The organism is Fusibacter sp. JL298sf-3, assembly GCF_053842995.1.
In genome coordinates this window covers 967,278-981,593 of record NZ_CM132608.1, presented here as the reverse complement: position 1 = coordinate 981,593, position 14,316 = coordinate 967,278, and the positions used below count along the sequence as shown (strand labels likewise).

Sequence of the window (14,316 nt, the reverse complement as noted above, 5' to 3'; positions counted from 1 at the left end):
CAAATAAAAACAGTGTCGACAGCGCTCTCTATACAGAGGGCGCGCGACACTGTTTTTTTAGTGTTAAAATCAATGGTTATTCGAGATGTGTCATGGTTTCTTTGCTAAAGGTCTCGCCGATAATGAAGTGACCGGGTTCGAGATCGATGTCGTAATAGGACATTGTAAAGTGGAGGTGTGGCCCCGTTGAGAAGCCCGTACTGCCCACTTTTCCGATTTCCGCACCGGCTTCCACCATAGCGCCTTCTTCGACGAGGATGTCGTCGAGGTGTTCGTAGATGCTAAATAGACCGTGTCCATGATCGATGATAATGGTCTTGCCCGTCAACATCATGTCCATGGTGAAGACGACTTTGCCCTTATTGGTAGCGAGAACCGGTGTACCGGCACTGGCGCCGATATCGATGCCGCTGTGTCTGTAAGTGGTCATTGCGCCATTAACGGAGCGCATTTCGCCGAATTCGGTGTTGAGTCGTCCCTTTGTCGGGAGGACAAAAGCGCCGTCGATGTAATACTTTTCGCCGCTACTCTCTAAGCGCACCGGTTTAAAATACTGTCGGTATTCGGCATAGGCTTCGTCAGAACGCGTCGTAGACTCCACATTGGGGTCGATGGTCAACTGTTGTGTTCTAAAGCCACGTGCTTGGACTTTGACGTTAAACGTCTCTTCAGAGGCCGTCTGAGCATTTTTAACGGTGAGGGTGTGTTCGCCCATGGTCGTGTTGTAATTGGTCGGTATGACAAACGTGTACACGCCGTCTGAATAGAACCACTGCCCCTTGTCTGACAGGGTTTGCTCGACTGTGATGTCTTCGATTTTGTCGACGTTCACCGCTTCGATGACGATGAGAGCCCCTTGTTCAACAGCCGGTTGCATCAGCGTGAACTTCGGCGGTTTTTTTACATCGACGTCAAATTCCACTGTGGCAGTGCCCTTGTAAGGGGTGTCTTCGCCGAGCCACTCTAAGTCGACGATGTACTGGTAGCTGCCGTTGAGCGTCGGTAGCGGCAGGTGTTCATCGGAGTCTTTGTTTTCCAGTTCGATGCCACTGACGGTATCGATGAGTCGGTAGTGGATTTTATCAGCTTTCTTTTCTGAGAAAATGTAGAGCTCGTCGTCTTCGGTGACCACCTCTTGTGGCGGCAGTTCCTCAGGCGAGAACGACTTGTTTTTCTGCACCCACTCGTTGTTCAGCCTTCTGAAGAACCACTGGTGGTTTTGGATGCTGTACGGGTGGAGTTTGTTGTTGAGTTTAATTGTAATCTCGGGGAACAACGCGTCGCTGTAGTAGGCGTCAAAGGCCTCGTGCGATTTAAAGAAAATAGCGCTGGCCAATACTTTGGTCTGTTCTTTTTTCTCATTTTGGATCAGCACGTCGCCGCTTTTCAGCATGTAAACCCAATAGTGTTCGGAAATGTCCCACTTGTTGAGCAAGGTCATCTTAAAAGCCGTTGCTTCATCAGGCGTCAAATCGGTATCCGATTGCGACCTCATATTAGAAGTCAGCATTTTTCGCTTGGTTTCGTCGAGCGCGTAATACTGTGTGGTTAAACCGTTATCGCTGGATACGGTCATGCCGACAATGGTTTTTTCGTCGAAGACATTGATCATTCTCTGATAGACCAAAAACAAACTGGCGATGAGAAGGACAATGACAACGGCGATGGTTATATTTCTCTTTTTCATAGTTTTTCTCCATCTTTCGGTTTCATTTCTTGCGACGACTATTATACCACAAAGTGCTGTTAATGCACAGGGGGGACGGTTCTTTTGTGCCGCATACCACTATATTTTAACATTTTTTAGCCTTTGTGGATACCTCTAATCCTTTAAAAATCAGCAAACTGCCCGAATGTCTATAGGCGTCGCCACAGAAAGTTGCCGGCATGGTCAGTGGCCGCCGAACCGTTTACCCGCGGTGTATGTCTTGTGAAAGAGGGATACAGCAAGGCTTTGACGCGCGGACATCCCTGGAGATGGCACAAAAGAACCGTCCCCCCTGGAAGTACACAAAAACGTTCTGTGCCCCAGCGGGGACACAGAACGTTTTCAATTAGCGATATTGACGGTAGTCTGTACCCGACACTTCGTAAACCGCCGCAATATGCGTATCGTCAAAATCATCGACAGCGTCTAGGCGGTCCAGTTGGAAGGCGGCACAGATGCCACAGCCTGAACTGAGCTTTCTAGGGGTAGGTTTAAGCGTAAAATTAGAAAGCGTTTCCCTGTATTGGCGTTCAAAGTTGATGGCGCCGAAATGGGTGTGGAATAAAACGATGACCTCGAGCATTATTTGGTGCCTTTGATAACCGTATCGTCGCCGGCGGACTCGCAAACCACTTGCTTGTAACCGGCACTTTTTAAAAAGCGCATTACATTGTTTTCGGCAGTGGTATTGTCCACGAGAACTTCCACGGCATTTCGGTTGTCGGCAACCGCTTTTTTGACCATTAATACGGGTTGGGGACACGACATCCCCCGTGCATCTATACGCGACATGAGTTACCTCCTAAGCTCGCTTCGTAAATTTTTCGAGATTGACGACGGAAATCACCGCTAAAATAGCGAGGACGACGAAAATCGCCACTTTTCCGTTAAATGGAACGCCTTTAGGACTCGCAGCAAGACCGAAGTTGTGCACAATGCCCGCGCCCACAATGAGGCCTAAGACGGTAATGGCGGAATCGCTATTGCCCTCTCCCGACAAAATCAGTTGTCTGAGCGGACAGCCGCCTAAGAGGACAGAGCCCCATCCCACGACAACCATGCCTAGGAAGTTCCAAAGCCACGCGTTGTGTGCAATCGGCTGATCTACAAAACCGAGGTGGAAATTGCCAAACAAGGCGTTAAATACGCCGGCAGAGACGATAATGGCGATAAAGCCCGTCAACAGGTGGGCGTCTTTGAACAAGATGACGTCGCGAATGCCGCCGACCATACAGAGGCGTGTTCTCTGCGCCATAAATCCGGCGATTAGCCCAAAGATGAGCGACATGGCAATTGGGGCGTACATCGATCCGGGACCTGATTCGCTAAAGCGGATAAACGACGGTGCCAAAACGAGGAGGGCGAGAAAAGACGCCGCGATAAAGACGATGATGCTGCCCTCAAAAGTCCCCTGTTTGTAATTGCGTTTTAAAGAAAACCCTTTGTTTAAAAAGACGATGCCGATACCGATACCCGCTACAAAGCCCACGAGGCCGATAATGGCGTTGAGGTCGCCGCCGGCAATGCGCAGCACCATGCGGAGCGGACAGCCGAGAAAGACCAATGCGCCGATCATCACGACGATGGCGAGGACAAACCGCGTTACCGGTGAAGACCCGCCGACGCTCTTAAACTCTTTAAACGCCAGCGCTGCTGCAAAAGCACCGAGAATCAGACCGATGATTTCAGGTCTGATGAATTGGACGACACCTGCTGAATGGAAGCCAAGTGCTCCGGAAATATCTCTTAAAAAGCAGGCCACACAAATGCCCATATTGCCCGGGTTGCCGTACTTGACCAGCAAGGCGGACAGCGCGCCGATAACGACGCCGGTTAGAATAATTTTTTTGTGTTTCAATTGTAACCTCCTAAATATGTGAATATTTTCACTTACCCCACCGCCATCATACCACGGTCAATATAACAAATCTAATGAAAGATATTTATAGTGTTTACCTAAATATAATGTTTATTTATATGGTAAAACGTTTAGATGTACGGCCTAGGGGTATTTGATTTAATACGGCTAAACCTTTACAATTAAGATGATATAAATTTTAACGGAGGCAAGTATGAAAACAAAGCTCTTTGTATCGAAATCCACCAATCCATGGTTCAATTTGGCCTTTGAAGAGTACCTCGTCAACGAAGTCAATAGCGACGAAGTGTACTTTTATTTATGGCAAAATCAGCACACCGTCGTCATCGGCAAACACCAAAACCCTTGGAAGGAAGTGCTCGTATCCGACTTGGAAGCGGCAGATGGTAAATTGGCAAGAAGACTTTCAGGCGGTGGTGCTGTCTATCACGACCTCGGCAACCTCAACTTTACATTTGTTATGCCCAAGAAGTACGAAGACCTACACAGACAACTGAAGGTTATCGTCGAGGCCGCTAAGAGCCTTGGCGTCAACGCTCATTTTTCGGGCCGAAACGACATTTTAGCAGACGATCGAAAGTTCTCTGGCAACGCTTTTTACTATGGCAAAAACAACTACTACCACCACGGCACCGTTCTGATTGACGTCGACATGCCGAACCTTGGGAAGTACTTGAACGTGTCCATGAAAAAACTTCAATCCAAAGGGGTTGAGTCGGTAAAATCTCGGGTAATAAACTTAAAGGAAATCAACCCGGAAATCACCGTTCAGGCGATGCAAGAAGCGCTTAGAAAAGCTTTTGAAAAAGAATACGGCGACGTCGGCGCCATTTACAAGATTACAGAGAACGACGCGCCACCACAAGCATTGGAACGTTTTCAGCACTACGCGTCGTGGGATTGGCGCTATGGTAAAACACCGTCCTTTGACGTGACCTTTGAAGAAAAATTCCCATGGGGCGAAGTGGCGCTGAACTTTGAACTGAAAGGTGCCAAAACCAAGTCGTGCACCGTTTATTCAGACGCCATGTCCACCGGGTTTATCGAGCAGCTGTCCGATGCGCTCGACGATATTAAATTTGAAAGCGAAACATTGGCAAAGGCAATCGGCGCTATAGACGCCGGCGGCAGTGACATCGACGCACGTGACGATGTGGCGCGCTGGGTGCGCACATTGCCGATTTAAAGGAGGCTTACATGCGCGGTTATATTGGGCTGGATATCGGCGGCAGTAAAATCTTAGGGATACTCTACGACGAGAGTGGCGAAGGGATCTTAAAAATTAAAAAGAAGACCAAGGCACACGAAGGCCTGGAGAGCGTACTGGAGCAACTGGACAAAGTGCTCTCCGGTCTGATGGAGGCGCAGGATTACACCATTGGTGCCGTAGGCGCCGGTGTACCGGGGCTTGTGGATGCCGAAGGCGTCGTCAGTTTCTCACCCAATTTACCGTTTCGAAACTTTGACTTAAAGGGGCATTTAAAAGCCGAGTACGGCGTCGAAGCCTATGTGGGCAACGACGTGAATGTGGCGATGTACGGCGAGTACGCGCGCCAACAAAACCCCACCGTTAAGAATGTGGTGGGCTTGTTCGTCGGAACAGGGGTCGGCGGTGCCATTGTTATAGACGGTCGTCTGTACATCGGTCGCGGCGCAGCTGCCGAGCTCGGACACATGGTGGTGATGGAGAACGGGGCGAAGTGCGGTTGCGGGGCCTTTGGCTGTTTAGAAGCCTACGCGTCAAAAACAGCCATTACCCAGTACATCAAGAGCCATTTGGAGCGGGGTGGCACTTCTGTGCTCTCCGGTGATTTAAAAGGCATCTTTAAGAGTTCCCTGTTGGAAAAGGCCTATAAAAGCGGCGATCTCATCACAGTGGAAGCTGTGGACAGGGCATCTCGAGCACTGGGCGTCGCCATTGGCAGCCTCATCAACATTTTTCATCCCGACCAAATCATCTTGGGCGGCGGTGTGATTTCGGCACTGGGCGATGTGATGCTCCCCCGTGCACAAGAAGTTGCAAAGGGGCATACGATGCCCGGCCTCTTTGACACCGTCGGCATTGAACTGTCGAGCCTCGGAGATGAAGCGGGCACTTACGGCGGCTTTGCACTTGCTAAAGCCATAGAGACCCTATAAAAGCATTTTGCCCGAGGGGAGACTTACAGACGCATGGTCTACAATTATCTGTTATAATGGTAGCATGACAGAATAGGAAGGCATAACAGATGATTTACCCAGAAAATATAGAAAAGCGTTTTGCTTCAATTTACAGACATCTGCAAGAGCAGTGTGCATTACCGGAGGATACCGTTTTAACCGGCACTGTGTTAGACCGCCCCAAGCATTTTAGAGGCGGTCAGACTGTTTTTAAACTCAAATGCGACACCGGTGTAATCACCGTCTACATGCCGCAAGACGGTACGGCTATTCGGCAATGGGAAACGGTAACCCTCAGAGGTGATTACCGGCTGTATCAACCACCGTATGCCAAAGACACCGTACAAATCCAGTTCAGCGCCCATACGCTATCTCGGCAAAAGGCGCCTGCACAAGTGAAGCGTCGCAAAGGGCGGCGCAGAAGGCGTCGGCGGCTGTCCTTTAGAGGGCGCAAGACGGTGTCAATCGCACTGGTGACGTCGGCGCACAGCGAAGCGCGTCTCGACATTCAAAACAACCTGCATCGGTACTACACCTTGGAAGAGCAGTTTGTGAACTTACTCGACCCACACGCCATTGCCCGCGCCATCGGCGCAGCAGAAGAAACCGATGTGGATGTGGTTCTGATTTCAAGAGGCGGCGTCGACGGCTTACATGTCTTTAACCATCCGGCAGTGACAGAAGCCGTCGGCAAGAGTTCGAAAATCGTCGTAACCGCGCTGGGACACGCCGGCTTTCGGTCGGCGGCTGACGCCCTCGCAGATTACAGTTACGACACGCCGTCTCAAGCGGCTCAAACCCTTAGCGAACTGCGTAGACGCCACGTGCGTCACAAGTGGTACCGACGTCTGGCTGCAGCAGTTGCAATCGGGGCCTTTACGTGGTTTCAGTGGGGGCTTTAAGCAAACGGAAATTTTAGACAGTGAGCTTTCGGTTTCACTCAAAAAACAAAAAAAGGTGCTGTTGCGTCCCCAATGGGAATGGCAACAGTACCTTTTCAAATTTCGAGATTATTTCACCACCATCAGACGCCATTTGCCTTTTATATAGTGGTAGACGATAATCGCCATATCGACAAACTCCGTAAAAATGTAGGCGATAATCAAGCCCATATAGTCCAGCTTGAGCAAGTAGTACGAGATGAAAGCAAGTGGCATCAGCACGCCCCATCTGGAGACCACACTGGCAATGAGGAAGGGCTTGTTGTAACCCGATGCCGAAAACGCCGTACCGATGCCGAACATAATGGCGATAAAGAGCATGGAGGGGGCGATGTACCTGAGCATTCGGGCGCCGATGGCAATGACTTCTAAATCGTCGGTGAAAATGCCGATAAGGCGGTCGCCCATAAAGAAAATCGCGACATTGACGGCGACGATAATCAGGGCGCCCAGTTTTGCAGTGGCGAAGACCGTCTTGACGGCACGCGGCTCGTTTTGAGCGCCGAGGTTTTGACCGACGATGGTGCTGCCGCCCATATTGAGGCCGAAGAGCGGCATAAAAAACAGGTCCATGAGCCGGATGAGGATGCCGTAGGCCGCAATGACACTGGCGCCATAAGCCGTCACAAATCTCAGTAGGACAAAGTTGGCAAGGTTGCGGTTTAGGCCTTCAAACCCCGTCGGCAAACCGATGGACATGAGTTTTTTGTCGATTTCTTTGTCCAGTGTCAAAAGGCGTCTAGGCTCGATGCCAATATACGTTTTTCCGGACAAGAGAATGTAAAAGGCCAAGACAAACGCCACAGTGTTGCTGATGACCGTTGCAAGTGCTGCGCCGAACACGCCCATGCCGAAGCCCTTTATGGTGACAATCCCCAAGTCGAGAGTTTCGAACATGAAAATCGGGTCGAGAACGATGTTGACAATAGAGACGATGACCATGATGTACAACGGCTTTTTAGAGTCGCCCACACAGCGCATGGCCGTATTGACCGTGTAAGATGAAAACATAATCGGCAAGAAAAACGTACGTATGTAACCGTAGTCAAGTGCCGCTGTCTGTATGGCGGTATCGTCGCTAAAAAAAGCGATGAGCGGCTTGAGAAACACACCGATGAGCAGGCCGGCTACAATGGCGATTAACGCCTTAAAAACGATGCTCTGTTCAATAACGCGCGATGTACGGTCGTAGTCTTTTTCGCCATAGGCTTGAGAAATCATGGCGATGGAACTGGTGCCGACAATGTCGTTAAAGACGAAGACAATCATAAAAATAGAACTGTAAATTGTGACGCCGGAAAGGGCCTCACTTGAAATTTTCCCTATAAAATAGAGGTCGACGACGCTGAACAGGGTTTGAGCAAAAAAGCCAAACATTGTCGGAAGCGCCATGTAGAGCAAGTTCCCATACACATTGCCCTGTGTTAAATCCTTTTTGAACATGTTTTTCCCCCTAAAATAAATTAGTGTCACGAATTATTTTACCATTGTACCGATTAAATTGCACGCAAAATAAAAAAGTCGACGGCACTAATGAAATGTTTCGAAAAATTAACAAATATAAAATAAGCCTTAAAACCGACTTCACATGTGTTTTTACCCATTTCCCTGTGAAACTTAAAAAATATTATTTAATTATCATTTGTTAACCATTATAATAGAAAAGGCACCTATATGTCTAGAGAATGGGGAGGTTTTGCAAGTGATTGTAGTGGGTTTTTTACTGGGCGTCGGACTGAGTTTTGGCGTCTTTCATTTTTGGTTTGACCGTCGAGTTCAGCAATTGGATTACATCATAGAGCGCTTTTCAAAGGGCGACTATAAAACGCCGCTACACCGGGAAAAAAAGTGCTTTAAAAGCACGCAGAGGGCGCTGAGAAAATTGAGCGATGTGTATGCGGCGACCTTTGAAGAAATGGTGATTGCCGCTCTAAAAACCAGCGAACTGTCAAGTGCGCTTCATCGTTTTGCGACGGCTAATGAAGAGCGCATCCTTGAACTCAAAGAAGATTTTTCGGCAGTTTTGTTTGAAGTGCAGGCGACATTGCAAGAAATGGCCTCTATCAAAGAGGCTTTCGCCCACACGCAGGAGGCCCTTAACGCCCTCAACAGTTACATGGCATCGACGCGCAACGCGACCGATGCCGGAAGGGGCTTTTCAGTTGTCGCCGACGAGATCAGAAAACTGTCACTTGAAACGGATGACTCGCTGGGACATATCAACCGACAAGTGGAACAGTTTGTCACACATATTGAAGGCGCCACAACTGCACAAGTTGCCCGCGTCGAACATGCCGACAAATTGTGTGGCGCTATTTACGAGGACATCGATCAGCTTTTGGCGAGTGCGGACAACTTAAAAGAACTAAGCGATGATTTTTACCACTTTGTCTCCGAGAAGTCCATCGACGTCATATTAAAAGCACAACTGGCGAACTTGGTTAAATCCGTGGACAAATGTGTCGATGTCGAAGGCTGCCGCACATTGTCAAAAGCCCTTAACATCAGCAACTTTCAGGTGTTGGACGCTACGGGAAAAGTGGTACTGGCCACAGAAGACGCCAGCATCGGCCTGAACTTGTTCGCCATTTGCCACGGGTACCAACACTTGTACGAAGGCAAACTAAAGTCAAACTGCTATTTTACGCCGATTGTCACGCGACTCGACGGATTTTACGCCAAGTTTTGCGCCCAAAAATACGGCAATCGAGTCGTTGTCGTCGAGTACGCCTTTGGGATTAACAGCAACTCCTAGTGAACGGTATAGCACGCGAGTACCCTTTAAAAAGTCACTGAAAACAGTGGCTTTTTTGTGTGCGCTTATGGTACGCTATACAAAACATTAAGGAGGACGTCATGAAATACGCGCTCAGCGATATTGTCATTAAATCACCCGGTGTACAATTACGCGAAAAGATAGTGGCGAAGTACGGGTCCATAGAAGCGTTTGCAGACGCCATCGACCTGTACGCCTCATCTGTTCGCCAATACTTATCCAGCAAGACATTGGGGTCTTCGACGTTTAAGATCCGGTTGATGCGTGCCTTTGACGCGGACTTTCACGACTTGTACGCCGATGAAGCCACGCAGATTAGGCAGTGGACGTCTCAAGTCTCTTGGACAATAGACACCTACGTTTTTAAAGGCGACAGTCAGCTGCTCGAAAAGTTGAAGATGTTGACGCTGGATTACGGTTTGATGGAGGATTACGCCATCGTCTGCAGGTGCTACGCGCACTTTTATCACAACCAAGGAGAAAACAGTTGGGCGAAGGCCTACATCGACGTAGCAGTGAATACCATGCGCGACAGGGCAAACATCGACCGATTCGGTCTGTACCTTTCAGACCAGTTGCTTTTCACTGCAGAAGAAATGCCTAGGCAGGCGTTTCGAAAAAGTGTCGACTGTTTTGAAGAAACAGTTGTCCAAGTGGTCGGCAGAGTGACCAAATGCCAAATGTACGCCAATTTGGGACAGGCTTACTTTAAGCTGGGGCAGTTTGAGGACAGCCGGGAAGCTTTCTCAAAAGCGCTTGACATCGCCGACGTCGTGGACAGCAAGTGCTTTCTGTACATGCGGCTAGGCGATGTGGCGAAGGCCACAGGGGACCAAGAACTGGCGTTTCGCTATTACGAAAAGGCGGCGGCACACATTGAAAAAAAAGGGGACTTGCTCTATTACGTCTACGACGAGTTTGCCGCCTACTATTTGAGCAAAGGTCTTCTCACAGAAGCGGCGTCCGCCATCGACCGCGTATTTGACGATGCCTCGTGGACCATTTCGGCATCCAAACACAGAAAGCTCGAAACGTATCTCAAAATCAAGTTGACCTGTGGCGATTCAGAGGCTGTGGTTAAAGTGGTACGGCGTTTGCTCGATGAAATAAAAGAAGGCTATATCTATACCTTGCATCACCTCAGCACATTGGCCCGCCTAATAGAAGTTTTAGACATGCCGACGTCGTGCCTAAAGCGCATTTCAAAAGACATCGTCCGGTATGTGCGCCGGTATGCAGTAGACGATGAGAGCCGTCGCGTTCTCAAGCAGATCCTCGGGAGCATATTGATTCAAACCACATAGGAAATGTATAAAGGTGCGCTTCGGCGCACCTTTATACATTGGCGAAGAGGGTTACTCTTCGCGTCTAAAAGCTTTCCAGCAAAGGTAACTGTCCCATGTAAATCTGAGGCCCAGCCCTGTAAAAAGTGTGATTAGCATCACTGCGGAAAACCGGAAAATCAAATGCGCTATTCCGATAGCGGACACGCCGAGAAACAGGGTCACACCATTAGTGGCCATAGAGGACGGTTTGGAACGCTTAAAAAAACGTTTAAACACGAGAAGACCTCCTTGGATTAGAAAGACGCCAAAACAAAGCCGATGACGTCCGCTAAAGGGATACAGCCGAAGTTTCGGCTGTCGTTACTGGCACCGGGACGTCGATTGTCACCTAGGAAAAAGAGCGCGTCGTCCGGGACTTTCCAAGTGCTGTGGTGCGGAAAACTGAGTTGAGGCTGTGTTTTAATGCCCGGTTCCGTGTACGTTTCCTCGTAGCGCACATCGTTGACGTATACGGCGCCGTCTTTGATTTCAATGCGGTCGCCAGGTAACCCCACGACGCGTTTGACCACCTTGATGTTCCGGTTGCCAGGCGGGTAAAAGACCATAATGGCGCCGCGTTTGGGCGTGCCGTCGATTTTTTGAAAATAGTTGCGAACAAACACGGTTTTATCCGCTTTCAAAGTGGGATTCATGGAATTGCCGGAGGACGTATAAAAAGCAAAACACGTCGCCGTGGTAACTGTCAGTATTAAAAAAAGCCCTAGTGTGCCGAATAGAATCCAATACCGCTTCATAACCGCCTCCTTATGATAGAGAAAACCACAAAATGCTCACTAAATAAAAGTTACATTTCCTAAAATATAACATAAATTAAGAACACGTTCAAGAGATAAACGGCGTCAGAGCGTGTTTTGTCTGAAAGATTTGAAAATTTTATCTGATGCCATCGCCTGCAGTGAGATGTACTGAAACAGCCCAATTGAAAATACAGGTGAGACAACGTGAGACGACGGTTATATAAAAATTACATATACTGGAACACGGGTGCGTTGTCAGCGCTTCCGGAATCGCATACAATGACGGTAACAAAATACGAGGAGGCACCTATGACAACACCTTCACAAGTGATCTTTTACGGAGATATGAGCGCTGTAAATCCCGTCGGCGAATACGATTACAACGCCTTTGTAACCCTAGAGTCGTCTGAACAAGAACTGCCGGGGTTTGACGACCAGTACAACGACTTCGTCGACTACATTATGAAAATCACCCATCGCATTTGGGAAGAAAAGGGCATTGGTATTATCTACGACACGTACCACAACAACGTGGTGATGCATTTGGGATCCACCAACGCCGTCGGCGTAGACAAAGTCATCTGTGGCACACTGGAGACTTTACACGCGTTTCCCGATCGAAAGTTGATTGGACAAAATGTCATTTGGTCGCGTCACCGCGAAGACGGCTTTATGTCGTCACATCGCATTCTCTCTACGGCGACGCATTTAAACGACAGCACTTTTGGTCCCGCTACAGATAAAAAAATCAATTTCAGAACCGTTGTGGACTGTGCGGTTTCTCACAACCGCATCTACGAAGAGTGGCTCGTGAGAGACAACCTCTGGATTGTCAAGCAACTGAGACTCGATCCGAGGGCAGTGGCGCAGCAGATGGCACAGAGCACTTGCGACAACAACGGTGTGGAAAGGACGCGATACGGTATGGACGCCAATATGAAGGGACAGTTTTTTCCAGAGCGCTACGAGGCCAAAGACGCTTCCATCGGCGAATACGTCATGGAAATGGTTCATCGCATATACAGTTGCAGGCGCTTTGACGAGGTCAAGCGCTACTACGCGGAAAACGCCACATTGCACTACATTTGCGACAAGGATTTGGCTGGGCATCAGGCCATTCAGGGGATGCTCGTCAACTTGTTTGCCTCATTTCCAAATGCGGCGTATCTCGTGGAGCGCGTCACCGTTAACGCGCGACCGGAGCCCGAAACGTACGACGTCGCCGTCAGATGGCGCATCAGCGGTCTCAACGAAGGCCTCGGCATGTTTGGGAAGCCTTCGGGCAAACCGGTGACTTTTTTAGGCATCACCCATTTGCGCCTCGAGGACCGAAAAGTCGTGGAAGAGTGGATGACTTACGACGGACTCGACGTGTTGCGACAGATGTACAACAGCGCGAAAGAAGAAGAATAGGGGGCATTATGAAAGCAGAACACGGGGAAAATTCGCTGATTTTACTCGGCGCCAATCTATCGCTTGCGAAAAGATTGCTGGCGTTTCTCGCCATTTTGGTGGTTTACTTTTTCTATTGTTACAACTTTATGGTTGGCACCTTTGTGAGACCGACGATGATTATGACTGTCGCAGACGGTGGCTTCGGCTTTACACTGAAACAGGCGTCGGCGATTTTCGCCATTATGTCGTTTGCAACCATTCCGGGCACTTTGTTTTTCGGCATGTTGACGACGAAAATCGGGAAGAAGAACACGCTGATGGGCATTGCCCTAATGATTGCCGGCATGACGTTTCTGCCGCTCTTGGCGCCTACCAACTTTACCCTATGGCGCGCGGCGCGGTTTATGACCGGATTTGCACTGGGCGGTGTCTTCGGTACAGCCGTTCCTCTGGTAACGGAGATGTTTGAGCCCAAGTACCGCGGAAAACTCGCCGCTGTTCTCACCAGCACGTTCTCAGTGGCGATGATTTTTGCGGGGATGCTGTACAGCGCGCTGGGGGATAGCCGCTGGCAGCTCCTCATCTACACGGCGATTGTGCCGCATTTAATCGGCGTCGTGTTGATTAAACTGTTCGTACCGGACGACAAGGCACTGACCCTTGAAAGGCAGGCGGCGACGCTGGAAGAACGCGGTGAGAAAATCAATTACTTCAGTATGTACAAGGGGAAATACCTGTTTATCGGCATCGGTGTGATTCTGTTGTCCGGCATGAACTTTACGGCGTATTCGGCTTTTTCAAACAACGCGACAACCTACCTGAAAACGTCGCTTGGAATGACGGCTGCCACTGCAGGTGCCATTTACAGCCTTCAGGGCATCGGTCAATTGGTGGGGTACAATGTATGGGGGTTCGTGTCGGATAAGTTTGGGCGCAAAGTCCCGGCAATTGGGATGCTCCTCTGTGCCGTCGGCGTTTTTCTCTACATGCAGCTTGGAGCGGATAGTGTCGCTGCCTTTAAGGCCGTCTCTCTGTTCCTCGGTTTCAACATCGGTTTTTCCGGGGCGTGGGGCGCGTATTACACCGAGCTCTTTCCCAAGCGTTTCAGCGGACTCGCACCGGGCATTTCATTTAACGGCGGGCGCTTGATTTCATCATTTGCACTGCCGGCAGTGGCGGGAATTGCCGCAACCTCCGCAGGGATGACCGGCATCTTTAAGGTGGTCATGGCGGTGTTTGCCGCAGGGGCGCTTTTGTGGCTGTTCCTACCGGAGACGCTCGGCCGCGAAAGAGAAGCGTAAGGACAAGGCGAAAGACATGAATCCTAGATTGATGTCTTTTCGTCGTTTCAACTGTCAGCTGTGATTGTGTAGA

14 protein-coding genes are annotated in these 14,316 nt (G+C 49.5%); 7 read left to right on the top strand and 7 right to left on the bottom strand.

What is annotated here, in order from left to right; all coding sequences use genetic code 11:
• Positions 1–76 precede the first annotated feature (76 nt).
• From ACR6HW_RS04780 to yedE, 4 genes are all read right to left on the bottom strand, one after another.
• On the bottom strand, positions 77–1,687 hold the full coding sequence (locus ACR6HW_RS04780; RefSeq protein WP_455730023.1) for a M23 family metallopeptidase: 1,611 nt from the start codon (positions 1,685–1,687) through the stop codon (positions 77–79).
• Between the two features lie 367 nt (positions 1,688–2,054).
• Positions 2,055–2,291, bottom strand: coding sequence for a DUF3343 domain-containing protein (locus ACR6HW_RS04775; protein ID WP_455730022.1), 237 nt, complete (start codon positions 2,289–2,291; stop codon positions 2,055–2,057).
• Complete coding sequence (locus ACR6HW_RS04770; RefSeq protein WP_455730021.1) at positions 2,291–2,500, bottom strand: sulfurtransferase TusA family protein; 210 nt, start codon at positions 2,498–2,500, stop codon at positions 2,291–2,293. The genes ACR6HW_RS04775 and ACR6HW_RS04770 overlap by 1 nt, the downstream gene beginning before the upstream one ends.
• A gap of 10 nt (positions 2,501–2,510) precedes the next feature.
• Positions 2,511–3,566, bottom strand: coding sequence for a YedE family putative selenium transporter (yedE, locus tag ACR6HW_RS04765; RefSeq protein WP_455730020.1), 1,056 nt, complete (start codon positions 3,564–3,566; stop codon positions 2,511–2,513).
• Between the two features lie 214 nt (positions 3,567–3,780).
• Here yedE and ACR6HW_RS04760 point away from each other — a divergent pair, with 214 nt between their 5' ends.
• The 3 genes from ACR6HW_RS04760 to ACR6HW_RS04750 all read left to right on the top strand — a co-directional run bounded on the left by ACR6HW_RS04760 (position 3,781) and on the right by ACR6HW_RS04750 (position 6,649).
• Positions 3,781–4,773 carry a lipoate--protein ligase gene (locus ACR6HW_RS04760; protein ID WP_455730019.1) on the top strand — a complete coding sequence of 331 codons (993 nt, stop codon included), beginning with the start codon at positions 3,781–3,783 and terminating at the stop codon, positions 4,771–4,773.
• Between the two features lie 11 nt (positions 4,774–4,784).
• Positions 4,785–5,726, top strand: a complete 942-nt coding sequence (locus tag ACR6HW_RS04755; RefSeq protein WP_455730018.1) for an ROK family protein — start codon at positions 4,785–4,787, stop codon at positions 5,724–5,726.
• Positions 5,727–5,815: 89 nt separating this feature from the next.
• Positions 5,816–6,649, top strand: coding sequence for an exodeoxyribonuclease VII large subunit (locus ACR6HW_RS04750; protein ID WP_455730017.1), 834 nt, complete (start codon positions 5,816–5,818; stop codon positions 6,647–6,649).
• A 108-nt stretch (positions 6,650–6,757) separates the two neighbouring features.
• Here the strand turns inward: ACR6HW_RS04750 and ACR6HW_RS04745 are convergent, their stop codons facing one another.
• On the bottom strand, positions 6,758–8,131 hold the full coding sequence (locus ACR6HW_RS04745; protein ID WP_455730016.1) for an MATE family efflux transporter: 1,374 nt from the start codon (positions 8,129–8,131) through the stop codon (positions 6,758–6,760).
• Between the two features lie 259 nt (positions 8,132–8,390).
• Here ACR6HW_RS04745 and ACR6HW_RS04740 point away from each other — a divergent pair, with 259 nt between their 5' ends.
• Positions 8,391–9,443 (top strand): methyl-accepting chemotaxis protein, encoded by a 1,053-nt coding sequence (locus tag ACR6HW_RS04740; RefSeq protein WP_455730015.1) that lies wholly within the window; start codon positions 8,391–8,393, stop codon positions 9,441–9,443.
• A gap of 101 nt (positions 9,444–9,544) precedes the next feature.
• Positions 9,545–10,768 carry a tetratricopeptide repeat protein gene (locus ACR6HW_RS04735; RefSeq protein ID WP_455730014.1) on the top strand — a complete coding sequence of 408 codons (1,224 nt, stop codon included), beginning with the start codon at positions 9,545–9,547 and terminating at the stop codon, positions 10,766–10,768.
• Between the two features lie 51 nt (positions 10,769–10,819).
• On the opposite strand, the gene ACR6HW_RS04730 is transcribed toward ACR6HW_RS04735, so the two are convergent.
• Both ACR6HW_RS04730 and lepB read right to left on the bottom strand, forming a co-directional pair.
• On the bottom strand, positions 10,820–11,026 hold the full coding sequence (locus ACR6HW_RS04730) for a hypothetical protein (RefSeq protein WP_455730013.1): 207 nt from the start codon (positions 11,024–11,026) through the stop codon (positions 10,820–10,822).
• Between the two features lie 17 nt (positions 11,027–11,043).
• On the bottom strand, positions 11,044–11,544 hold the full coding sequence (gene lepB, locus ACR6HW_RS04725) for a signal peptidase I (RefSeq protein WP_455730012.1): 501 nt from the start codon (positions 11,542–11,544) through the stop codon (positions 11,044–11,046).
• Between the two features lie 312 nt (positions 11,545–11,856).
• On the opposite strand from lepB, the gene ACR6HW_RS04720 reads away from it, so the two are divergent.
• Positions 11,857–12,960 (top strand): ester cyclase, encoded by a 1,104-nt coding sequence (locus ACR6HW_RS04720; protein ID WP_455730011.1) that lies wholly within the window; start codon positions 11,857–11,859, stop codon positions 12,958–12,960.
• Between the two features lie 8 nt (positions 12,961–12,968).
• Positions 12,969–14,243, top strand: coding sequence for an MFS transporter (locus ACR6HW_RS04715; RefSeq protein WP_455730010.1), 1,275 nt, complete (start codon positions 12,969–12,971; stop codon positions 14,241–14,243).
• Positions 14,244–14,316 lie beyond the last annotated feature (73 nt).

What these genes read in the sequence shown, in the direction of transcription:
- ACR6HW_RS04720 (WP_455730011.1), top strand. Translation starts at nt 11,857, where the DNA reads ATGACAACACCTTCACAAGTGATCTTTTACGGAGATATGAGCGCTGTA.
- ACR6HW_RS04760 (WP_455730019.1), top strand. Translation starts at nt 3,781, where the DNA reads ATGAAAACAAAGCTCTTTGTATCGAAATCCACCAATCCATGGTTCAAT.
- ACR6HW_RS04735 (WP_455730014.1), top strand. Translation starts at nt 9,545, where the DNA reads ATGAAATACGCGCTCAGCGATATTGTCATTAAATCACCCGGTGTACAA.
- lepB (WP_455730012.1), bottom strand. Translation starts at nt 11,544, where the DNA reads ATGAAGCGGTATTGGATTCTATTCGGCACACTAGGGCTTTTTTTAATA.
- ACR6HW_RS04745 (WP_455730016.1), bottom strand. Translation starts at nt 8,131, where the DNA reads ATGTTCAAAAAGGATTTAACACAGGGCAATGTGTATGGGAACTTGCTC.
- ACR6HW_RS04715 (WP_455730010.1), top strand. Translation starts at nt 12,969, where the DNA reads ATGAAAGCAGAACACGGGGAAAATTCGCTGATTTTACTCGGCGCCAAT.
- ACR6HW_RS04750 (WP_455730017.1), top strand. Translation starts at nt 5,816, where the DNA reads ATGATTTACCCAGAAAATATAGAAAAGCGTTTTGCTTCAATTTACAGA.
- ACR6HW_RS04780 (WP_455730023.1), bottom strand. Translation starts at nt 1,687, where the DNA reads ATGAAAAAGAGAAATATAACCATCGCCGTTGTCATTGTCCTTCTCATC.
- ACR6HW_RS04775 (WP_455730022.1), bottom strand. Translation starts at nt 2,291, where the DNA reads ATGCTCGAGGTCATCGTTTTATTCCACACCCATTTCGGCGCCATCAAC.
- ACR6HW_RS04770 (WP_455730021.1), bottom strand. Translation starts at nt 2,500, where the DNA reads ATGTCGCGTATAGATGCACGGGGGATGTCGTGTCCCCAACCCGTATTA.
- ACR6HW_RS04755 (WP_455730018.1), top strand. Translation starts at nt 4,785, where the DNA reads ATGCGCGGTTATATTGGGCTGGATATCGGCGGCAGTAAAATCTTAGGG.